Here is a 21827-nt window from a genome sequence, read left to right on the forward strand (position 1 = left end):
AAACTATATAGTGGACGTTTTCGTATACTATATTTATTGCTTTAGAGTAACAAAATCTAAAGCTTTGTAAAAAAACGGAGGTGAATCCCTCATTTGAGGGAACATATTGGACTCGAGTATCGTAAACATTATTTTATTAATTATCTTTTTAGGACTGACAGCTTTTTTCGTCGCAGCGGAATTTGCAGTAGTGAAAATTCGTAAATCAAGAATTAATCAGCTGATTGAAGAAGGGAATAAAAAAGCTGTTATTGCTCAAAAGGTTGTAAGTGACCTGGACTATTATTTATCAGCATGTCAATTAGGGATCACGATTACAGCACTTGGCTTAGGAGCTTTTACAAAACCTTATGTGAAGCAATTAATGTATCCCGTGTTTGAATGGATGAATACACCTGAAACACTCATGAATGTCTTGTCATACGCAATATCACTTGCAGTAGTAAGTTATTTACACGTTGTTGTGGGAGAAATGGCTCCAAAAACATTGGCGATTCAGTTCTCAGAAAAAGTTACTTTAATGCTAGCGCCACCACTATACTATTTTGGTAAGGTGATGAATCCATTTATTAAAGCTTTAAACGGAACATCTCGCTATTTCCTACGTGCAGTTGGTGTGAAAGCAGCAAGCGAAGATCAAGCATACTCTGAAGAAGAATTAAAAATTATCATGGCACAAAGTTTTCAAGGAGGAGAGATTGATAAGCAAGAATTAGAATACATGGAAAATGTATTTGCCTTCGATGAACATGTTGTCAAAGATATTATGATTTCTCGTCAAGAGCTTGTAACAATTGATAAAAATATGGATACCAAAGAGATTTTATCGATTTTAGATGAACATAATTATACTCGTTATCCAGTGGTAGAAGAAAATGATAAAGATAAAATTATTGGTTTTGTCAATGCAAATAAATTGCTTACTAGAATTGTAACGAATAGACCAGTTGTATTGACTGACTTTATAAGAGCAATTCCATTTGTATTTGAACAAACGCCAATTCAAGATGCCCTTTTGAAAATGCAAAAGGAACGTGTACATATAGCATTGGTAATTGATGAGTATGGTGGTACAGCTGGTATTTTAACGTTGGAAGATATATTAGAAGAGCTTGTCGGAGAGATTCGAGATGAATTCGATGAAGATGAAGTAGATGAAATCCGAAAGACAGGTGAGCAAGAATACACTATTAATAACCGTGTATTATTAGAAGATTTAGAGGACCGCTTTGGTCTCGATTTCGAGGACACAGAAGAAATTGATACAATTGGTGGTTGGCTGCTTCAGGCTGTTTTGAAAGATGCTTCAGAGATAACTGAGGGATTAGAAATAAAGCATGGTAATCATTTATGGGTGATCGGTGAAGTAGAAAACTATCATATTAAAGAGGTAGTCTTTAAACAAGATGTTTTTAAACAATAATTACGGTTATTAATGGAGGTGAATCCCTTTTACTAAGGGAATATATTGGACAGTATAATTATAGTAAATTTAGCATTAGTCGCTTTATTCATCTTACTTACAGCGTTTTTTGTAGGTGCAGAATTTGCGATTTTAAAAGTACGTATGTCACGATTAGATCAGCTTATCTCAGAAGGAAATAAGAAAGCGGTGCTCGCTAAGAAGGTAACACAAGATCTTGATTATTATCTATCTGCCTGTCAACTTGGTATAACGATTACTGCGTTAGTTTTAGGAGCTCTCGGGGAACCAACTGTTGAAAAAATGCTGGCTCCTGTATTTGATTTCTTAAACATGGGAGAGACGCTGTCTACTGCATTGTCTTATGTGATTGCATTATCAGTTGTAACATTTTTACATGTGGTATTAGGGGAATTAATGCCAAAAACATTGGCAATTCAATATGCTGATAAAATGACACTTTTCTTAGCGCCCCCACTTTATTGGTTTGGTCAGGTTTCAAAGCCATTTATTTCGGTTTTAAATGGCTCTGCTCGTCTGCTATTAAAGGCTTTCGGTGTAAAGCCTGCGGGACATAACGAAGTATATTCAGAGGAAGAGTTGAAAATGATTGTAACTCAAAGCTATGAAGGTGGCGAAATAAACCAGACGGAGCTAGCTTACCTGGAAAATATTTTTGCGTTTGATTCTCGTCAACTACTAGATATTATGATTCCTCGCTCTGAGGTTATCATGCTGGAAAAACAGCAAACGCTAGAACAAATGGTAGCAGTTATCGAAGAATTTGAATATACTAGGTATCCTGTTATTGATGTGACAAAAAAGAAGAATGATGTCATAGGTATTATTAACACGAAGGAAATGTTGAATGATATAGCCGTTGGTCGTACGAAAGATATTACGTCCTTCATCCATGATATCCCTCGTTTTAAAAGCACGACGACTATTAAGGAAGTATTTTTAAAAATGCAGCAAACACGTAAACATATGGCTGTCGTGACGGACGGTAAGGGTAGTATCGTGGGATTATTAACAATGGAAGATATACTTTCTGAAGTTGTCGGAGAAATTCAAGATGAAGATGATGGAGATATTGTATACATGACATAAGATTCTTACTCCGTATGAGTAAAAGAAAAAGCGTCTAAAACCTTTATTACAAAGGTTTAGACGCTTTTCTTCTTGTTTATAGAAGAATGTTACTTTAGAAAGCGTGAGAGATCAATCCAATAATGGAGTATATGATTACAGTAAAGTAGATGGTCGTCATATGAAGGAGGGAAAAGACGAACATTTTATTTGCCCAAACCTTCATTTCCATTTTTCGTGCGCCGAACAAGCTTAATCCTAACCAAATAAGACCTAATACAAGAGAAACCAGTGTCAGCCCTAAGCTTAGTGGGTAAAATAAAAAGCTAGATAACACTAAGAGAATCAAGTAAAAATTGGTCTGAATATAGGTTCTTTTCGCGCTTTTTACAACAGGCAGCATCGGAATATTGGCTGCTGCATAGTCAGCGTGTTTCCGAATAGCGATTGCATAGAAATGTGGCATTTGCCAAATGACCATGATGAACACTAAGGCCCAGCAAGCAGGATGCCAAATATCTGGTGCCACTGCTGACCAACCAATTAAAGGAGGCATCGCTCCTGATATACTGCCAACCTCTGTATTCCAAACTGTATGACGTTTTGTCCACATTGTATAAGGCACTACATAGAAGAATACCCCTAGTAAACCAAGTAAAGCAGTTAAGGGTGAAGTCCAATATAATAAAATAAGTCCCCCCACTAATAAGAGGCTTGCCATAATGGCCACCTGTTTTATGGAGATTGTGCCAGTGACTGTTGGTCGAACCTTTGTACGAGCCATAATGGCATCTATATCTCGGTCATAAATATTATTGAAAGAACCAGCAGCTCCGATGATTGCAGCTGTCCCTATAATTGTAAAAATGACATTCCAAATATTTTCAATGAAACTATAATTATACGTATATAATGCAAGCATTAATCCGGCAATCATCGGTATGAGATTGGATTTTATAATGCCAGTCTTCACTACTTGTGCCCATAATGATCTTTGAGATTGTTTTTTCATTGTAATTATAACTCCTTATCTGTTCACCAGAACTAATATTACCTAATCATTTGAGTGAATACCATCCTTTTGCTTCTTTTTTCACAAAGAGTTATGAACATTTTAGGGCTAATTAATTGTCCAGCTTAATATGGATATAGAAATTTACTCTCATTTTCGTCTTTTCACCAGGTAGCTCCGTTTATATATTGTAAGGAAGGAAGGGGAAGCGTTGGGCCAATCAGAATTAGTTGAAAGAGGAATGCTTGAATATACAGATTTGCTGTATCGCATTGCTTATTATTATGTGAAAGATTCATATGTGGCGGAGGATATTGTACAGGAACTTTATCTTATATGTCATCCCTAACTTTTGGAGATGAACCTTTATGTTGTATAATTTAGAAAATTATATCAGGGAGGCTTTTGAAATTGAACAGGCTTTTACTACCTCTATTTCTCTTTCTATTACTAGCAGGATGTTCCGGTGAAGGAGAGGAGTTTGTTGCTCCAACAAATTCAGTTCCTACTGAAAATCCAAAACCTGGAGCTTATCTTTCTAAACAAAATGCAGATATCTTTTATTGGGAAGGACTTGTATATACCAATGGTTCTGGCCTTGACTGGGTACAAGATACAAACTACCAAATAAAAGAAGAAGCAGGAGAGATAATGAACCATACTAGTGAAGCGGAAAAGTTCATAGATAAATCGGCAAATGTTCTACCAGTAGGTACAAAAATTTTTGTAACAGATACGAGCTTACTGATTGCAATTGTGGAGGGGAAGGAAATTCCTTATATCCCTATGATAGAGGGTTAGCACATTCTATAAAGGGTACCTTTAGGACACATTTCATAAGTCTTTGCGGTTGCCAATAGAATACCGAAATATGGTATACTTCAAAGCTAGGAAGATATAAAAAAGCTATTATTTCTAAAGCGTTTTTAGGTGTTAAGGTACCAGAAATGTAGTTAAGAGGTAATGGTACTATGAGAGAGAAAAGAGGTAAGAGACATGAAGAAACACCCCCTTGAACGATGGGGAGAAATCATGGGAGGCCCAAAAACACGATGGGTTGTTGTAGCCTTGTGGCTAGCCGCAGCTATTTTGTTAGCCCTAATTTTCCCGCAAGTAAATAGCGTTGAAAATTTTGCTGGTGACGACCTGCCAGAGGATGTTATGTCCATACAGGCAGACAAGATAATCAGCGAGGAATTTCCTTCTGATTCAGGGATACCCTTGCTTATCGTATGGTATAAGGAAGCAGGTTTAGAGCTCTCGGATTTAGAAGGAATTCAAAAGCTTTACGGAGAGCTTGGGCAAAATCCACTTCCAGGACAGGAATCCATTCCTCCTTTTGATCAAATGCCGACTCAAGCTTTGATGGGGTCTCTTTCAGAAAATGGTGCGGCTATTGTAACGCCTATTTTCTTTGATACTTCAACAAATACGGAAACCTTAAAAGAAAATTTAGCAAAAATAACAGAAATAACAGAAGAACAGCTTGGGGTTAACCCTTATGAAACCAAATTAGATGAAGATGTACTGCATGCTCGCTATTCAGGGCCAGTAGGTATATCGGTCGATGCTACAGATCTATTTAAATCTGCAGACGTTCAATTGATGATTGCAACGGTTATCATCATATTAGTAATCTTGTTGTTGATTTATCGTTCTCCAATTCTAGCAATGATTCCATTGATTGTGGTAGGAGTGGCATTCTTAGTAGTAAGTCCGCTGCTTGGATGGATGGCTGAGAGTGGTTGGATTGATAAGGATGCGCAAGCTGTAGCAATTATGATTGTATTGCTATTTGGTGCCGGTACTGACTATTGTTTATTCCTCATTACCCGATACCGAGATATTCTTTTAACTGAGAGCAATAAATATACTGCACTTGCAATAGCGGTTCGAGAATCAACTGGTGCCATTGTCATGAGTGGATTAACAGTGGTTATCGGGCTTGCAACACTTGGTCTAGCTGATTACGGTGCTTTCCAACGTTTTGCTGTACCATTCAGTTTTGGTGTGTTATTGACTGGCTTTGCAGTTGTAACTTTATTGCCAGCTGTCTTAGCATTTTTAGGCCGAGGGGCATTCTGGCCGTTCGTACCTAGAACAGAAGAGCTAGGGAAAGCTCATGCGGAAAAGAAAAATAAACCGTATAAGCCACAAAAGGTCAATCATCGTTATATGCGTAAGATTGGAGATTTTGTCACGAATAAGCCATGGCGTGTTATTCTTATCTCCGGTATTGTTCTAGTTGCGTTAGCAATTGCATCTACCAATATAAAGTATAACTATGATTTACTTTCTTCCTTCCCAGAGGATATCTCTTCACGTGAAGGTTTTACGATAATTGAAGAAAACTTCACTCCTGGAGAGCTAGCGCCTGTTGAATTGCTTGTGGATACCCAAGGACAGGAATTAAATATTACAGAGCAGCTTTTGGCGTTGCCTTATATTGATCTTGTAAATGAGGTTCGTACAGGAGAAAAAAATCCAGATATTCAGTTGTATGAGGTGGATTTAAACAAAAATCCATATTCTAACGAAGCAATGGATGACGTTGTACAGATGAAGAAAGATGTCGAGGAAATTCTGAAGGAAGCAAATATTTCAGGAGAGTACTGGATAGGCGGAGAAACAAGCGCTCAACTTGATACAAAGGAAGTTCAAAAGGCTGATGAAACACTGATTCAACCTGTAATGATCGTTATCATCTTCCTCGTATTGGTTGTATATTTACGTGCACTTGTAACATCCATTCAGCTGATGGCTACGGTGCTTGTATCCTTCTTTGCGGCACTTGGAGCTGGCTGGTTAATCATTCATGGATTACTTGGTCATGAAGCAATGGCAAGTTCTATTCCTTTATATAGCTTTGTGTTCATCATTGCACTTGGAAATGACTATAACATCTTCATGATTAGTGAGATATGGAAGAATCGGAAGCGTGGAAAAACGCATAAGGATTCTATTGCTGGAGGTGTAGCTTCAACTGGAGCAGTAATCACTTCCGCAGGGTTGATCTTAGCTGGTACCTTTGGAGTATTGGCTTCCCTACCGATTCAATTGCTTGTTCAATTCGGTATCGTCACAGCAATTGGTGTATTACTAGATACATTCATTGTAAGACCATTATTGGTACCTGCTTTAATTACTGTGTTTGGAAAATGGTCTTACTGGCCAGGAAAGCTATTTAAAAAAGATTTATAAAAAATGAAACCGACTCTTTTGGGAGTCGGTTTTTTTGTTTTGAATGAATATAGAGCCGATTGCTAAGGTAAGGGAGAAAGCTATCGCGTGGAACGAGGGAGCTACTGCTCGGTCCGTGAGCCTTACTGTGCGGAAAATGATCTCCACTTCTAGAAATTGCAAATATTAATGGCAGCTCTGTTCGATGGGCCCATATTCATAACCGTCCTCAATTAATAAAGATTATACAAAGAAAGGCTCTTATTCTAGCAAAAGGATAGAGCTTTTTATTTTTGGATTTTGAATAATCTGATTTATTAGGCTATACTTATAGAGTAGTATATACATAACAAAAGGGGAGGAAAAGAATGAGTCAGACGCTCATACAAGCAGATGATACAATCACCCTTTGGGGCATCATTGTGATTGTTGCATCCTTGAGTATTTTTTTAGAGCAGCGTTTTAGCTGGGCTGCTAAGATGACAGGAGCGATCATCGCGCTGTTGATTGCTATCTTGCTGTCCAATACGGGTATTATTCCAACTGAATCTGCTGTCTATGATTCTGTTTGGGGAATTATCGTTCCATTAGCCATTCCATTACTTTTATTCCACGTGAATATTAAAAAGCTGTTTCGAGAGAGCGGAAGGCTTTTGTTGATCTTTTTGATTAGCTCAATTGGTACGGTGGCAGGAACAATTTTAGCATTCTTCATATTAAAGGATCATATCCCTATGCTCGATAAGCTTGCAGCGATGTTCAGCGCAAGTTATATAGGAGGAGGGGTAAACTTTGCTGCAATGGCAGCTAAATTCGAAACACCTGGTGAGCTAGTTTCCTCAGCGGTAGTAGCGGACAATTTAAATATGGCATTATTATTTGTTATCTTAATGTTTATCCCTACTATATCTTTCTTCCGAAATAAATATAAAACGCCACATATTGACTTGTTGGAAGCGGAAGGGTCAACAAAGGATGACAACTTAGCGAAGGCATATTGGAAGGCAAAAGAAATATCGTTAAAAGATATCGCTTTATCTGTGGGTATAGCTTTTGCTATGGTTATTGTGGCAAAGAAAGTTTCTGGCTGGTTTGATACGCTGATTCCATCAGGAGAGGACGTAAACTTTCTACTGAATCTTGTTAACGGCTTAATAGGTGACCAATATCTCATGCTAACTACGTTAACATTTTTAGCGTTGTTGTTCTTTCCGAGGTTTTTTGACGAATTACGTGGAAGTCAGGAAATTGGAACTTATTTAATTCATATCTTTTTTGTAGTAATTGGTATTCCTGCATCTATTCCATTAATTATCGAGAATGCACCTCTATTATTGGTTTTTGCTCTTATTATTGTGGTGATTAATTTGGTTGTTTCCTTATCAGGCGCAAAAATATTCAAATTTGAGTTAGAGGAGACACTACTAGCAGTAAATGCAAACATCGGTGGACCTACTACAGCAGCTGCATTTGCAATTGCGAAGGGGTGGAGAAACTTGGTTGCTCCTATCCTTATTGTGGGTACGCTAGGTTATATTATCGGAAATTATGTGGGAACATTCTTAGGTTTGTGGTTAGAAGGGTTTCTATAGTTGTTCAATTTTAGAGCACTCCAAACAGCTGGCTGTTTGGGGTGTTTTTTCTTTCTTCAAATTTTCATGTGCTAAAACTTATATAATGCACTAATTTTGTCCAAACTGGGGAGTATCAAAAAGTGATAGAGGGTTTTCGTATTGAACAGAGTAGGGCCTATTAGTATATTGCATGTCATCGCCATTACCTTAACGGTGATTGGCTTAAAAAATCATGTTTCGATTCTCCCAGCGATGTTAGCCAATGGAGGGAGAGATGGATGGATGGCGGTTATTTTATCAGCTATTCTTATTTTTCCTTGGCTATTTCTTTTGATATACGTCCATAATCAATCAAAACAACAAAATATGAGGGAATGGATATTAGATACCGCCGGGCCTAGACATGGTAAGTTGCTTCTTTATATCATTAGTATATTTCTCGTTTTCTCAGCCGCAATTAGTATGCGAGAAGCAATCCAATGGATGAAAATGACTTTCTTACCATTAACCCCTCTCCTTATTTTGTTAATAGTATTTACGGTTTTGTGCATTCTATTAGCATCCAGCAATATACAAACGATTGCCATTCTCAACGTGATAGTTTTGCTTGGGGTGCTTATATTAGGTTTTTTTATTGCGTTTGTAAATATAACAGAAAAGGATCATTCACTATTATTACCTATGCTAGAGCATGGGATGGAACCAGTTTGGAAGGCCACTGTTTTCCCGGCATCAGGTTATACCGAGCTCCTTTTTCTTTTATTCATACAGCAGCATTTTAAAGATAAAATGAAGTGGCATCACTTAGCGATTCTATTGTTTTTAATAGGCGGATTAACTTTAGGCCCTCTAATTGGTGCCATTACCGAATTTGGTCCAGATGAAGCTGCAAAACAGCAATACCCTGCTTATGAGGAATGGGGGCTAGCAACAATAGGCCATTACATCGAGCATGTAGACTTTTTTTCCATTTATCAATGGCTTACAGGAGCTTTCATACGTGTTGGTGTTTTCTTATTTATCGTTGTTGAGTTACTTGAACTAAAACAAAAAAATAAGAAAAAGAAAATTTGGCTTGGACTAGCTCCTGCTTTTTTCTTTCTTTGTATTTATTTTGTTTGGCTGAACGATCAAATTTTCACAAAATTAAGAGGTCATTATTTTCTCGTTTTTTCTTTTGTTTTTACTTTTATCTTAGCCTTTATATTGGCAGGCATGGCCTATTATTCTAAGAAGAAAAAGAAAAATAATGAAAAGCAAGAGCGATCAGGGAGGAGAAGGCGAGCAAAATCGGTTGGGAAGGAGAAGGAGACTTCATGAAACAATCAGAGGAAACTATTGATTTAAAAACCTTGAAGGCATTATTTCAGAAGAATGCAGATATCAAGCATCAAACGTATCAATTTGGTAAGAATAAGGTCTTTTTTATCCATTGTGAATCAATGGTTGATGTCCAGCTGTTGAATGAAGTGGTAGTTCCACGGGTCCAAAAGCTTTGTGAGGATAAGAGTGACGAAGAGAAGTTTAGAGATGAAATTTTAAACCACCTTTATGTTCCTGGATTAAAACAGGTAAATTCAAAGGACGACTTGATCACGGATGTGTTTAATGGCTTTCTACTCCTATATTTTGAAGAAGACGGCCTTTTGTTTACATGCAATATAGCAAAAAAACCAAATAGAAATCCAGAAGCATCTTCAATGGAGGTTCTGATTAAAGGACCTCGGGACAATTTTATAGAAAGCGTTCAGGTTAATACGGCGTTAATAAGGAAAAGACTTCCAACTAATTCGTTGGCAATAGAAAAGCTAGAAATAGGCACTAGATCAAAAACGAAGGTTTCCGTTCTTTACATGGATGACATTGTGGATAAAGAAATACTAGAAGATTTAATGAAGCAATTAAAACAGGTGGATATCGATATCATTGTTAGTGGTGAGTTATTAATGGAGATGGTGAATGTGACGTCTCCCTTTATTCCGAGAAATGACTACACTGGTAGACCCGATTATGCAGTTCAGTCATTAATCAGGGGAAGGATTGTTATCTTAATAGATGGTGTCTCCTATGCGATTATTACTCCTGTAAATTTGTTGATGCTACTTAAATCGGGAGAGGATATAGAATATCCTGTTGCTTTCAGCTCTGCTGAACGGTTATTAAGGGTGCTTGGATTAATCTTGGGATTAATACTACCAGCTTTTTGGCTAGCACTCACTAGTTTCCATCAGGATCAGCTCCCTTTTCAGCTTCTAGCAACCATTTCTCAAAACAATTCTGGTCTCCCACTTCCGTCAGTTGTAGAAATGCTAGTAATGCTTGTCATGTTCGAGCTATTTAGGGAGGCAGGTCTTCGATTACCATCCGTCATAGGAGGTACGATAAGTGTTGTTGGCGGTTTGATTGTTGGGGATGCGGCAATTCGAGCAGGTTTAACAAGTCCAGCTATGATTGTGATTCTTGCTATTTCTACTATTTCTACCTTTACTTTGGTAAATCAATCTTTGGTAACTGCAGTAAGTATTATTCGCATAATGTTTATTCTAGTTACGTCACTCTTGGGATTGTTTGGATTTTTTGTTTGTCTGTATGCGTTAATTTTATATTTATCGAATATACGAATTTTTGGGGTTCCATTTATGAATATAGGAACCGATCTTAGCTTTTCTACTATGAAAAAAACCCTATTAAGGCTAAGCCCTAAAAATTATATGAAGAGACCAAGCAACTTAGATACACAAGATAAGAACAGGGGAGAAGATGACAATGCAAACTAGAATAATAAAGCTTTGTATACTGTTAGCTTTTCTTCCGTTGTTGTCTAGCTGCTGGGATGCTAATGAACCAAATAGAATGCGCTATATTTATGGAATTGGAGTAGATTACAAAGACGGGAAATACGAACTGTATACGCAAATACTTGATTTTGTAAATATTGCAAAAACCGAATCTCCCCAACAGGATGCTTTACAGGTAGAGGTGACTAAGGGGAGTGGGCATACAATAGAAGAGGCTATTTTTGATGTCTACCATTCGATAGATTTAAAAATATTTTGGGGGCATATGACCTATATGGTGTTTTCGGAGGAAGCGTTAAAGGAAGGAAGGGCTGATGAAGCCATTAATGCATTTATTCGTAATAGAGATACAAGATATCAGGCATGGATTTATGCAACATCAGATCCTGTGGAAGACATCTTGCTCTTAAATCCACTATTTAATAATGCGATGACAAGGCTAAGGCTTGTAGATCCTATGAGCTCTTATAAACAAGAATCATTTATTGAGCCTATTAACCTCCGTAAATTAATTATCGATTTAAATGAACCTTCTCATGAGGTGAACATCCCCTATATCACCATGAAGGATTGGAAGACAGAAAAAGGCGAGGATCAGCTACCAGAAGTAGCGGGAGTAGCTACAATCAACTCAAAGGAACTAAAAGGGATTATCAAGGATGACAAAGTTCGCGGACTTCAGTGGATGACTAAGGAAACCATACGTGGCGAGGTATCGCATAAAAGAGAAGAAGAAGGCGACTATCTCGCTGCAATAGTGGATAACCTTAAAATTAAAGTAAAACCATTTGAGGAACAAGGACAAGTATATTTTGATATAAAACTAAATATGAATGTTCTACTAGGCAGCTTTGAAGGCAAGATTTCTGCCGATGAAGTGAAAAAGAATGTAAAAGAACAATTAAAGTACGAAATTAAAGAGACATATAAAGAAAGCCTAAAGCATGATATAGATATTTATCGACTATCAGAATATGTCTATCGACATGAGCTTGATATGTGGAGGAAATATCAAAAGGATGGAAAAGTAGAACTGACAGAGGACTCCATCCGATCTCTTACGATAGAAGTCAATAAAGTTTACAGTGGTAGAAAGAAATTTAAAGATACAATCGAATAAAAACCAAAAACAATATTGACTTTTATTAAAAAGTACCAGATAATATATATTGTCTTTCATTTCTTTAAAGAAACGAAAAACAATTGTCTCGGTAGCTCAGCAGGATAGAGCAACGGCCTTCTAAGCCGTCGGTCGGGGGTTCGAATCCCTCCCGGGACGTAATAAGGTTTAATATGTTAGAGCTTAAAGAAAAGCGCTTCAAATCCTTATATTTTAGGGAGTTTGGAGCGCTTTTTCTATTTTTGAGAAACCGATAGAAAATGAAAGGTTTCTACACATTTTCTACACAAGATAAGTTTATAGAAAAGGCTACTACTCTTGGAGTAAGAAATCGTGGTGTTAAAAAGGCTCCTTCTAAGCGAATTAATGAAAATATTAAAGTTGTAGATCCTTTTAATAAATAGGTGGGCTATCTTACCAGAAGTTTTATTTATCAAGGCAGACAATGATAGATAAAAGCAGAGCTCAGTTCGAGAACAAGCTGCAAAGACCATAGCAAGAGGAATGTTTAACTTTTCTAATTCAATTCCACCAAAAAGCTAATATTTAAGTTAAGGAGGATTTATCCTCCTTAACTTTTTTTGTAACCTTTTTCCTTTTCTTTGCGTCTAAAGGGTACATTGCAGTTAGGAGTTAATTGGAAAGGGAGGTTAAAATGAAGGGGATAAATGACCGACAATTTGAACAAATCATGAAAGAGCATGGGGAGCCGTTAATTCGTTTAGCATATTTGATGGTAAAGGATTGGGGAGCAGCCGAAGATATCATGCAAGATGTTTTTATAAAGTATTACTTAAATCGAGATCAATTCCAGGGAAAATCTACTCTTAAAACTTATTTATATAGAATCACAATAAATTGTTGCTACGACTATTTAAGGAGTTGGAAAAATAAGAAGAAGAATTTTACGGAGCAGATAAAGGGTTCATTCACAGAGAGTTATAACCCTGAAAAAGAAATACTTTCTAACGATCGTAATAGTACGTTACTAGAAGAGATATTAAAACTGCCAACTAAATATCGTGAAGTGATTTTACTCTTCTACTATCAAGAATTTAAAATAGAAACCATTGCTCTCATTTTGAGTTGTTCTGAAGGAACGGTGAAGACAAGACTATCAAGAGCTAGAAAGTCATTGAAAACAAAATTGTCTGTAGTAAACGGGGAGGGTTGGGCGAATGAATGAAATAAAAAAAGAAATCGATTATTTCATAGGAAAAGAGCCCCGTTTTAATCGTCACTTAGAGAACCGGATTAAGACGAAAGCAACCGAGAAACGTAAGGACGAGAGGTATAAAATATTTGGTAAAGGATTGCTGAGTTATACAATATCTATCGTTTTAGTGGCTTCTGTGTTCTTTCTGTTGTTCACTGTTTTGCAAAAGAACGTTGAACCTACCGGCAAAACTAACGGGGAATCAAACTCAAATTTAGAGGATGACAAGTCATTCATAGACAACGAGGAACATAATGAATTATCTGTAGATACAACGGAAGAAGACAAGGTGAAGGAACCAACTGAAGAAGAAATAGAGGAAACTAAAAGTTTAACGAATGAAGTTGTAGAAAAGTTCTTGCTCGCGCTTTACGCGAAAGACAGAGCAACAGCACAATCACTTCTTGCATCAGAAGCTAAATTAAAAGATAATTTTGCGATAGAATATGGGAATTATGAATTTGAATTTACGTTTAATTACAAAGAAGATGTAACTAGTTCTGAATTATATGGATACGAATTTATTGATGGAGACAGACAAAGATTTAGGTTGTTTTATGATATTACTTTTAATCGGTCCAATACTTATCCATACTTCTTGATAATAGAACTTGTCTATCAAAATGGGGAGTGGCTAATAGCCAATATAAATTCAGATGTATAGGTTGATTAAAAAATATCGAGTAGAGAAGGGGCAAATGATGAGAAAAAAATACCTGGTGTTATTTCTTATTTTTGTGTTAGTTGGGTGCGAAAGTGAAAGCAATAGTATAAAGAAGAATGATACTCAACAGATGGGAATTCAAGAAGAGACTGAAACAGCGGGGGTGGTAAATATTCCAGCTGCACTACTAAACGAAATTTCTCAGCAGATTGGAGTTCCGCAAGAAGATCTAACACATGAAGACTTATTAAGGGTAAGCAATTTAACCATTAATAGCCAGAATAATGATGATACCTCTGCATTATCTGAAATGAAAAATTTAGAACAGCTTTTCGTAACTGCTCCTATTGATATTGAATCCATTAGTCAGTTAAGCAACTTGAAATATCTTTATCTCCAAAATACACCTGTTTCAGAAGTGGATTTTTTAAAGTCTTATAAGCACTTAAATACTGTTGAAATATCAAATAGCGAGCTAGAGGATTTAAAGGGTTTTCCAGAGTTGCAAAATATAGAAAGTATTTTTCTAGTCAATAATCAATTACAAGACTTAGGGCCATTGGAACCTTTGAATTCTCTTAAATATTTAGATATTACGAATAACCAAGTTATGTCTTTGGCACCACTCGAAAAATTAGTGGCTCTTGAAGATCTTACTTTAATGAATAATCCAATTGAGGACTTTTCAGTAGTAGCCAAGTTAACCTCTTTGCGTTTTCTTTTAATGAATGGAACGCCTCTTACTAATCTTGAATTTGCTAGTTCTTTGAATAACCTGGAGCGTTTACAAGTTGCTGATACAGCCGTTTCAGATTTATCTCCTTTATCAAGATTAAAAAATCTAACATACTTGGACATAAGAAATACAAATGTAACGTCTATTAAACCGCTAATTGATAACAAGGAGTTAAAATATTTAATACTTAATAAAGACAAGGTGAAAGATTGGGAGCTGCTCGAAGGTAAAGGAGATTTAATGATTTCTGAAATAGAAATAATGGCTAATTAAAAAAATAGCTATCAATTCTAAACAATCTACTATTATTAATAATGAATAAAAAGGACGAAGCCTCTATATATCATAAGTACTAGTGGGCTTAGTCCTTTATTTTATCCACTTCCTCGCTTTTTAATAGGAATGATCCTGTTTATCTGTAGTTTTTATGAAGTAATTTAGCACTACAAAAATCCCATAGCCTAATCAAAAGGATGATTACGCCTATATTGGGATGGAGTAACACCAGTTATTTTCTTAAATACTCTACTGAAATAATTTACATCGTTGAACCCAACTATAAAAGCAATTTCTGTGATGCTAGTAGAGTTAGTTTGTAAGTAAACCTTTGCGGCTTCAATTCGATGTTGATTAATGAAATCAATCAAGCTCATTCCGGTATCTTCTTTAAACTTTCGTGAAAGGTGGGAGTCGTTCACGTGAATGGTTTCTGCAATTCCCTGTAGAGTAAGAGGGCTTTCGAGGTGTAATTTGATGTAATTAACAGCTTTCTGGACAATAGCACTGTATTTTCTGGTTGAATGTTCACTTACAAGATCACAATATTCTATCACCATCTTCTTCTTTAGATCCTTCAGATATGGTAAATTATTCGCTCTTTCAATTAAAATAGCAAATTTCTCAGAAATATTGTGTATATAAATTGGATGTACTCCACCGTTCTGAGCTGCAATTCTACATAAGGTATTCATCACAACTAATAAATTTTTAAAGCCTCTGAGAGGGCTTTCTGGTAATCGTTTATCTAATTGCGTATAACTTAGTTCGTTTATTAGTTTCCTTAACTCCTCTTTATTGCCTCTAGATATAGCTTCCATTAATATTTTTTCATTTTGATAACGCAGTTCGATAATATCAACGCTTTTTACAATATCTTCTTTTAGTTTCCCCTTATTTTTCACTGGATGTAAGGAACTAGAAGTAATTAACTGAGAAGGAAGGTATGTATGATTAACTAAATTCACAAGGGTTGCACCAATACTGCTAGCAGTACCACTACTCACAATAGGGAGTGATTTATAAAACTCCTTTAATGAGTTATGTTCGCTTACCGGTAAATTATTATAAGATATTACACTGCTAACAAAATAGTCGTTAGGAACTGTAGCCACAAAGGGTCCTACAATAATCCCTCCGTACAATACATTATTTCTCCATATCCCCACACTTATATAATCAAGTCCATAAGTGTTTGTGTGATAGTAATAAGCCGTGGGGGGGTGCTTCTCAAGTGTTTTGGTAATCTTGAAATATTTTACATTGTTTTTTTGTAAGCTTGCGGGCATAGTAAGTCTATCTAATTGAAATAGTATATTTTCCTCTTGATCGATTAGCTTTACATCAAGGTTTGTTAACGAAAAGATTATATTGCATATTCGAATGAAATCATCATATTCAAAGGTTTGGTCCATCCTTTTATCACCTCTTCTATCCTTACTTCCTAATTATTATGTCCCGGTCTGTACAAAATACGCATAATTTGTGCTAAAAGATGCAAGATAATACGATAAAAAATAATTGCTTGAGTAATACAATATAAACTGTTAAATGCACATTTTACAAGTTGAAAATTATTTTCAATAGAATGTAAGCGCTATCTTCATCAGTTTACATACCTGATTTAATCTTACTTTAGATACTTGTTCTATGAGTTTTTAGCGCTACCTCAAGTATGAATACTACACAAGGAGTCAAACAATGAGAAAAATACTTAATTTGAACACTGCTTGGAAGTTTAGCAAACAAGATGTAGAAAATGCTTCAGCTAAAACATTTAACGATCACGATTGGGAAAATGTAAGCGTTCCTCATACATGGAATGCAATAGACGGAGCGAATGGCTTTGATTTTTACAAAGGTGCTTGCTGGTACCGTAAAGAATTTTTGGTAGACACTTTGGCCTCTGGAAATAAGGTATTTATTGAATTCAACGGAAGTAATAGTGTGACGGACGTCTATGTAAATGGACAACACATGGGTCAACACCGTGGCGGTTATTCTACATTCCGTTTTGATATTACGGATGTCATTGAATTTGGCAAGCCTAATACGCTTGCTGTAAAAGTGGATAACACAGTTGTAGAGGATGTTTATCCGCAAATGGCTGACTTCACATTCTTTGGAGGAATTTACCGAGATGTGAACCTGGTAATTGCAAATCCGGTTCATTTTGATTTAATGGATTACGGCTCTCAAGGTGTTTATATTGTACAAGATGAAGTGAACGAAGAAAAAGCATCTCTTACGATTAAATCTAAATTAGTAAATGATTTGGAAGAAGAGAAGAAAGTACGTGTGTGGATAGACTTATTAGATTCTGAAGGCAATAAGGTTGCATACGCAGCAAAAGAGGTAGTTTTATCTGCTGGAGAAAACCAAGAAGTTCACATGCCAGCTACAATTGAAAATCCTATATTATGGGATGGACTAAAAAATGCCTATATGTATAAAGCACATATTACATTAACAAGCTTCAATGATGTGGTGGACGAGCTAATTATACCTTTCGGAGTAAGATATTTCGAAGTTGATTCAGAAAAAGGATTCTTCTTGAATGGTAAACCGTTACGTCTAAATGGTGTTTCAAGACACCAAGATCGTAAAGACATGGGTTGGGCAATCACACATAAAGAACATGATGAAGATATGGCTTTGATTAAAGAAGTTGGAGCTACATCCATTCGATTGGCTCATTATCAGCACGATCAATATTTCTACGATCTATGTGACCGTGAAGGAATGGTTGTTTGGGCGGAAATCCCATTCATCTCTATTATGTCTAAGACAGAATTAGAGGGAATTAATGCGAAACAACAAATGATTGAGCTTATTCGTCAAAACTTCAATCATCCTTCCATCATGTTCTGGGGCATCCAAAACGAGATTCAAATCGGCGGAGATCGTCCAGAAGTGCGTAGAGTCGTAAAAGAATTAAATGAATTGACTAAGCAAGAGGACCCAACTCGCTTAACAACGATGGCTAACGTTATGATGGTTCCTGATACGGATGAGTATAACTACCTTACGGATATCGTTGGTTATAACAAATACTACGGCTGGTACCAAGGGAAAGCGGAAGACTTTGCTGAGTGGCTAGATGGTTTCCATGCAATTAACCCACAGGTGAAGCTTGGGATTTCTGAATATGGTGCGGAAGGGATTATTGAGTATCACACAAATGATCCACAAGTGAAGGATTATACAGAAGAATACCATGCACTATACCATGAAAAAGTATGGAAAATTTTCTCTGAACGTCCATACCTATGGTCAACTTATGTGTGGAATATGTTTGACTTTGGTGCAAACATTCGTGATGAAGGTGGCGTGAAAGGTCGTAACAATAAAGGGTTAATTACTTACGACCGTAAGATTAAGAAAGATGCTTTTTATATGTACAAAGCAAACTGGTCTACAGAAAAATTTGTTCACATTACAAGCAAACGTTTTGTAGATCGCTCTGATGAAGTTATCAAGGTGAAGGTATATTCAAACTGTAATCAAGTGAAGCTTCTTGTAAATGGTAAGGAGGTTAAAGCAAGTTCAAGCGATAGCCATATCTTTATCTTTGAAAATGTAGTGCTGAATGCTGGACTAAATGAAGTGAAAGCTATTGCACAAGAAGATTCTAAAGAATTTGTGGATGTGGCACACTTCAATAAAGTAGCAGAACCAAATCCAAGCTATGAGTGCCCTGAGGAAGGGAAAGGCGGAGCTGTGGCTAACTGGTTTGATATGCCGGACTTAGAAGATGTGGAAGTGGAAGAAATAATCATCACGGATGATGTATACTCCACACGTTGTTCTTTAGGTGAGTTATTCGCAAATGAAGAAACAAAAGCAGTACTAAATAAATACCTAGCTGGTTTTGGTCCTGATCATCCGATGTTCGGCATGATGGAAGGTACATCAATTAACGATATTGCTTCATTAGCAGAAGAAATATTTACGGATAAATTAATGTACGCCCTAAACAAGGAATTAACGAAAATTAAAAAATCCTAAGTAGGCAAAAAGTAATAAGCAGAACAACTAGTTGAATACTCAGCTAGCTGTTCTGCCTATACTATTTGAACATACATTCTGAAAGTGATGGTGCAAAAATGAAGTCAATACTGTTATTCGGTGAAATATTAATGCGATTAACGCCATACAAAAACAGACTTCTTACACAGGCTAGCCAATTAGAAATAGAATTTGGAGGATCTGAAGCAAACATTGCTGTCGCCCTAAGCAATTGGGGGACTAAAGCTTCCTATACAACATGTGTACCTGATAATAATCTAGGATTAGCAGCAATTATGCAATTACGTAAATTTGGCGTAAATACAGATTATGTTGTGCATAAAGGTCACAGATTGGGTTTATATTTCGTAGAACAAGGATACTCGTCTCGTCCGACAGAAGTTATTTATGACCGTCAAAACTCGGCCTTTGTTGAAGCACTCCCGAGTGATTATCAATTCGAGGAAATGCTAGAAAATGTGAAATGGGTTCATTTAAGCGGTATTAGCATGGGAGTTAGTAAGCAAGCTCGTGAGGTTACTTTAAAACTCGCTAAATTAGCTCAAGAGAAGGGTATTAAAGTAAGCTTTGATTTTAATTATCGAACGAAGATTTGGAGTATTGAAGAAGCAAGGGACGCTTTTTTGGAAATTTTACCTTATGTCAATGTTTGTTTTGGAAGCTATTTAGATGCCTATACCATTCATGAGCTGCATGGGAAACAACCAAGAGTTGAAACGCTAGCTGAAAAACTAGTTATTCTAAAAGAATTGTGTGAAGAATTTGGTCTAGATGCATTTTTTACAACAGAGCGAGAAGTTCTAGGGGACAACGCACAGAAGTTAAGTTGTGCAGTTGTTACGAGCAACGAGCAACATATGCTAGGTCCCGTTAAAGTAAATGTGCTCGAGCGGATTGGAACAGGAGACTCTTTCGTCGCAGGAGTTTTATATGGTTTAAATAACTCCTTTAGTCTAACCGAAACACTGGACTTTGCTTTATCATCTTTTGCTTTGAAGCATACAATCGTTGGTGACTTCCAAGTCGCAAGCAAACAGGCAGTTATAGATTTTGATATTAACGGCAAACAAGTTGTCATCAAAAGATAGGTATTACCTCAATAAATTTACTCATAATAAAGTTATAAAGAAGTATGGGTGCTGCTCATACTAAACGAGTAGTACTCGTACACGTCAATATTATGGAGGTAATTATAACTATGCGGCCATTTGGTATGCGCGATAAGTTAGGGTATTTGTTTGGTGATTTCGGTAACGACTTTTTCTTCTTGTTAGTAAGTTCATTTTTAATGGTATATTACACGGATGTTTATGGACTAAGTGCAGCGTGGGTAGGTGGATTGTTCTTAATTGCTCGTCTATGGGATGCAGTTGCAGATGTTACTTGGGGACGTTTTATTGATACGAGAAATCCAAGTAAAAATGGCAAATTCAGACCTTGGATATTAAGAATGTCATTCCCGCTTGTGTTCACAGGAGTATTAATGTTCGTTACTTTCCCGGGTATGACTACAGGATTCTATGAGGCATATGCATTCGTAACGTATCTTGTATGGGGTACTTTATATAGTACGGTAAACATTCCATACGGGTCTATGGCATCAGTTATGACAGAAGACCCAATAGAACGTACAAGCTTATCTACCTATAGAACAATTGGTTCTACATTAGCAGGTTTAATTATCAATGCATTAGGACCACAAATTATCTTTGTGGATAATAAAGCAGATGCAGGTGGTTTCTTTGTAGCTGCAATTCTATTTGGTCTTCTTTCAATCAGCAGCTACATCGCTTGTTACAAGCTTACTACAGAGCGTGTCGTTGCTCCAAAAGGATCAGCTGAAAAGATGGATTTGAAAACGACATTAAAAGGTTTAGCAAAAAACAAGCCACTTATTGCAATACTTGCTGCATCGTTAATTTTTATGATGAACATGATGCTTGTTGGTGCGGTTAACGTATATCTATTTAAAGATTACTTCTCAAGTGCTGGTACATTAAGCCTTGTAAGTATTGCTCAAACAATAGCTGTATTACTTTGTGCCCCATTTGTGAAAACACTTACGACTAAGTTTGGTAAGAAAGAAATGTCCATTGTAGGTTTACTCGTTGCCAGTGCAGCGTATTTCGTATTGTACTTCTTGAAAGATATCGATGCAATGACATTCATTTATATTTCGTTCATTGGTTTTATTGGATTCGGCTTGTTTAATACCGTAATTTGGGCATTTGTAACGGATGTTATTGATTATCAGGAGTATCTAACCGCGCAAAGGGAAGATGGAACAGTTTACTCTGTCTATTCATTTGCACGTAAAGTGGGTCAAGCCATAGCCGGCGGTATTGGTGGTTTTGCTATAGCGGCAATCGGTTATGACGCTGCACGCGAAGTTCAAACAGAGGAAGCACTTAATGGGATTCATACATTAGCGACATTAGTCCCTGCTATCGTTTATTTACTCATTTTATTAATTTTATTGTTCTTCTACCCATTAACCAAAAATCGTTTAGCAAAAATGCAGAAAGAGTTGGCAGCAAAACGCGCTTCCAAAGAATAAGGAAACATCTAGTAGGGCATATTAGGATATCAGTGTCTTGTAAAAAGGATACTTATAGCTATACTGGTAAAAAAAGTTTTCAAATTATTGTAAGATATGTAAGGAAACTTATCTATTACCGTGCATAAGCAATTGAATTTGGGTGCTTTAGGC

Annotated in this window: 17 protein-coding genes and 1 tRNA gene; 16 read left to right on the forward strand and 2 right to left on the reverse strand. The window is 36.5% G+C overall.

Annotated features, from left to right (window positions below; translation table 11 throughout):
• Positions 1 to 106 precede the first annotated feature (106 nt).
• Both AC1ECF_RS00590 and AC1ECF_RS00595 read left to right on the forward strand, forming a co-directional pair.
• Positions 107 to 1423: a hemolysin family protein gene (locus AC1ECF_RS00590; protein ID WP_480387442.1), complete on the forward strand. Its 1317-nt coding sequence runs from the start codon at positions 107 to 109 to the stop codon at positions 1421 to 1423.
• A 45-nt stretch (positions 1424 to 1468) separates the two neighbouring features.
• Complete coding sequence (locus AC1ECF_RS00595) at positions 1469 to 2533, forward strand: hemolysin family protein (protein WP_480387443.1); 1065 nt, start codon at positions 1469 to 1471, stop codon at positions 2531 to 2533.
• A gap of 94 nt (positions 2534 to 2627) precedes the next feature.
• Here the strand turns inward: AC1ECF_RS00595 and cyoE are convergent, their stop codons facing one another.
• On the reverse strand, positions 2628 to 3524 hold the full coding sequence (cyoE, locus tag AC1ECF_RS00600; RefSeq protein ID WP_480387444.1) for a heme o synthase: 897 nt from the start codon (positions 3522 to 3524) through the stop codon (positions 2628 to 2630).
• A gap of 241 nt (positions 3525 to 3765) precedes the next feature.
• Here cyoE and AC1ECF_RS00605 point away from each other — a divergent pair, with 241 nt between their 5' ends.
• The 11 genes from AC1ECF_RS00605 to AC1ECF_RS00655 all read left to right on the forward strand — a co-directional run bounded on the left by AC1ECF_RS00605 (position 3766) and on the right by AC1ECF_RS00655 (position 15085).
• Complete coding sequence (locus AC1ECF_RS00605; RefSeq protein WP_480387719.1) at positions 3766 to 3873, forward strand: sigma factor; 108 nt, start codon at positions 3766 to 3768, stop codon at positions 3871 to 3873.
• Between the two features lie 62 nt (positions 3874 to 3935).
• Positions 3936 to 4325 carry a hypothetical protein gene (locus tag AC1ECF_RS00610; RefSeq protein ID WP_480387445.1) on the forward strand — a complete coding sequence of 130 codons (390 nt, stop codon included), beginning with the start codon at positions 3936 to 3938 and terminating at the stop codon, positions 4323 to 4325.
• A 195-nt stretch (positions 4326 to 4520) separates the two neighbouring features.
• Complete coding sequence (locus AC1ECF_RS00615; protein WP_480387446.1) at positions 4521 to 6725, forward strand: MMPL family transporter; 2205 nt, start codon at positions 4521 to 4523, stop codon at positions 6723 to 6725.
• 347 nt (positions 6726 to 7072) lie between these two features.
• A complete protein-coding gene (locus AC1ECF_RS00620; RefSeq protein ID WP_480387447.1) occupies positions 7073 to 8296 on the forward strand; it encodes a DUF819 family protein in 1224 nt (407 codons plus the stop codon).
• Between the two features lie 141 nt (positions 8297 to 8437).
• Positions 8438 to 9598, forward strand: a complete 1161-nt coding sequence (locus AC1ECF_RS00625) for a GerAB/ArcD/ProY family transporter (RefSeq protein ID WP_480387448.1) — start codon at positions 8438 to 8440, stop codon at positions 9596 to 9598.
• Positions 9595 to 11055, forward strand: a complete 1461-nt coding sequence (locus AC1ECF_RS00630) for a spore germination protein (protein ID WP_480387449.1) — start codon at positions 9595 to 9597, stop codon at positions 11053 to 11055. Before AC1ECF_RS00625 ends, AC1ECF_RS00630 begins: the two co-directional genes overlap by 4 nt.
• The gene (locus AC1ECF_RS00635) at positions 11045 to 12196 is read left to right on the forward strand and encodes a Ger(x)C family spore germination protein (RefSeq protein ID WP_480387450.1); all 1152 of its coding nucleotides are present in this window, start codon (positions 11045 to 11047) and stop codon (positions 12194 to 12196) included. Before AC1ECF_RS00630 ends, AC1ECF_RS00635 begins: the two co-directional genes overlap by 11 nt.
• A gap of 85 nt (positions 12197 to 12281) precedes the next feature.
• Positions 12282 to 12355 (forward strand) — tRNA-Arg (locus tag AC1ECF_RS00640).
• A gap of 496 nt (positions 12356 to 12851) precedes the next feature.
• A complete protein-coding gene (locus tag AC1ECF_RS00645; protein WP_480387451.1) occupies positions 12852 to 13382 on the forward strand; it encodes an RNA polymerase sigma factor in 531 nt (176 codons plus the stop codon).
• Positions 13375 to 14076 carry a hypothetical protein gene (locus AC1ECF_RS00650; protein ID WP_480387452.1) on the forward strand — a complete coding sequence of 234 codons (702 nt, stop codon included), beginning with the start codon at positions 13375 to 13377 and terminating at the stop codon, positions 14074 to 14076. The genes AC1ECF_RS00645 and AC1ECF_RS00650 overlap by 8 nt, the downstream gene beginning before the upstream one ends.
• 37 nt (positions 14077 to 14113) lie before the next feature.
• Positions 14114 to 15085: a leucine-rich repeat domain-containing protein gene (locus AC1ECF_RS00655; protein WP_480387453.1), complete on the forward strand. Its 972-nt coding sequence runs from the start codon at positions 14114 to 14116 to the stop codon at positions 15083 to 15085.
• Between the two features lie 188 nt (positions 15086 to 15273).
• Here the strand turns inward: AC1ECF_RS00655 and AC1ECF_RS00660 are convergent, their stop codons facing one another.
• A complete protein-coding gene (locus AC1ECF_RS00660) occupies positions 15274 to 16503 on the reverse strand; it encodes a helix-turn-helix domain-containing protein (protein WP_480387454.1) in 1230 nt (409 codons plus the stop codon).
• A gap of 286 nt (positions 16504 to 16789) precedes the next feature.
• Here AC1ECF_RS00660 and AC1ECF_RS00665 point away from each other — a divergent pair, with 286 nt between their 5' ends.
• The 3 genes from AC1ECF_RS00665 to AC1ECF_RS00675 all read left to right on the forward strand — a co-directional run bounded on the left by AC1ECF_RS00665 (position 16790) and on the right by AC1ECF_RS00675 (position 21674).
• A complete protein-coding gene (locus tag AC1ECF_RS00665; RefSeq protein WP_480387455.1) occupies positions 16790 to 19096 on the forward strand; it encodes a glycoside hydrolase family 2 protein in 2307 nt (768 codons plus the stop codon).
• A 98-nt stretch (positions 19097 to 19194) separates the two neighbouring features.
• Positions 19195 to 20205, forward strand: coding sequence for a sugar kinase (locus AC1ECF_RS00670; RefSeq protein ID WP_480387456.1), 1011 nt, complete (start codon positions 19195 to 19197; stop codon positions 20203 to 20205).
• A 110-nt stretch (positions 20206 to 20315) separates the two neighbouring features.
• On the forward strand, positions 20316 to 21674 hold the full coding sequence (locus tag AC1ECF_RS00675; RefSeq protein WP_480387457.1) for an MFS transporter: 1359 nt from the start codon (positions 20316 to 20318) through the stop codon (positions 21672 to 21674).
• Positions 21675 to 21827 lie beyond the last annotated feature (153 nt).

Source organism: Psychrobacillus sp. Z3-81 (genome assembly GCF_056620325.1).

What these genes read in the sequence shown, in the direction of transcription:
- AC1ECF_RS00665 (WP_480387455.1), top strand. Translation starts at nt 16,790, where the DNA reads ATGAGAAAAATACTTAATTTGAACACTGCTTGGAAGTTTAGCAAACAA.
- AC1ECF_RS00675 (WP_480387457.1), top strand. Translation starts at nt 20,316, where the DNA reads ATGCGGCCATTTGGTATGCGCGATAAGTTAGGGTATTTGTTTGGTGAT.
- AC1ECF_RS00670 (WP_480387456.1), top strand. Translation starts at nt 19,195, where the DNA reads ATGAAGTCAATACTGTTATTCGGTGAAATATTAATGCGATTAACGCCA.
- cyoE (WP_480387444.1), bottom strand. Translation starts at nt 3,524, where the DNA reads ATGAAAAAACAATCTCAAAGATCATTATGGGCACAAGTAGTGAAGACT.
- AC1ECF_RS00615 (WP_480387446.1), top strand. Translation starts at nt 4,521, where the DNA reads ATGAAGAAACACCCCCTTGAACGATGGGGAGAAATCATGGGAGGCCCA.
- AC1ECF_RS00635 (WP_480387450.1), top strand. Translation starts at nt 11,045, where the DNA reads ATGCAAACTAGAATAATAAAGCTTTGTATACTGTTAGCTTTTCTTCCG.
- AC1ECF_RS00645 (WP_480387451.1), top strand. Translation starts at nt 12,852, where the DNA reads ATGAAGGGGATAAATGACCGACAATTTGAACAAATCATGAAAGAGCAT.
- AC1ECF_RS00655 (WP_480387453.1), top strand. Translation starts at nt 14,114, where the DNA reads ATGAGAAAAAAATACCTGGTGTTATTTCTTATTTTTGTGTTAGTTGGG.
- AC1ECF_RS00630 (WP_480387449.1), top strand. Translation starts at nt 9,595, where the DNA reads ATGAAACAATCAGAGGAAACTATTGATTTAAAAACCTTGAAGGCATTA.
- AC1ECF_RS00650 (WP_480387452.1), top strand. Translation starts at nt 13,375, where the DNA reads ATGAATGAAATAAAAAAAGAAATCGATTATTTCATAGGAAAAGAGCCC.
- AC1ECF_RS00660 (WP_480387454.1), bottom strand. Translation starts at nt 16,503, where the DNA reads ATGGACCAAACCTTTGAATATGATGATTTCATTCGAATATGCAATATA.
- AC1ECF_RS00605 (WP_480387719.1), top strand. Translation starts at nt 3,766, where the DNA reads ATGCTTGAATATACAGATTTGCTGTATCGCATTGCTTATTATTATGTG.
- AC1ECF_RS00620 (WP_480387447.1), top strand. Translation starts at nt 7,073, where the DNA reads ATGAGTCAGACGCTCATACAAGCAGATGATACAATCACCCTTTGGGGC.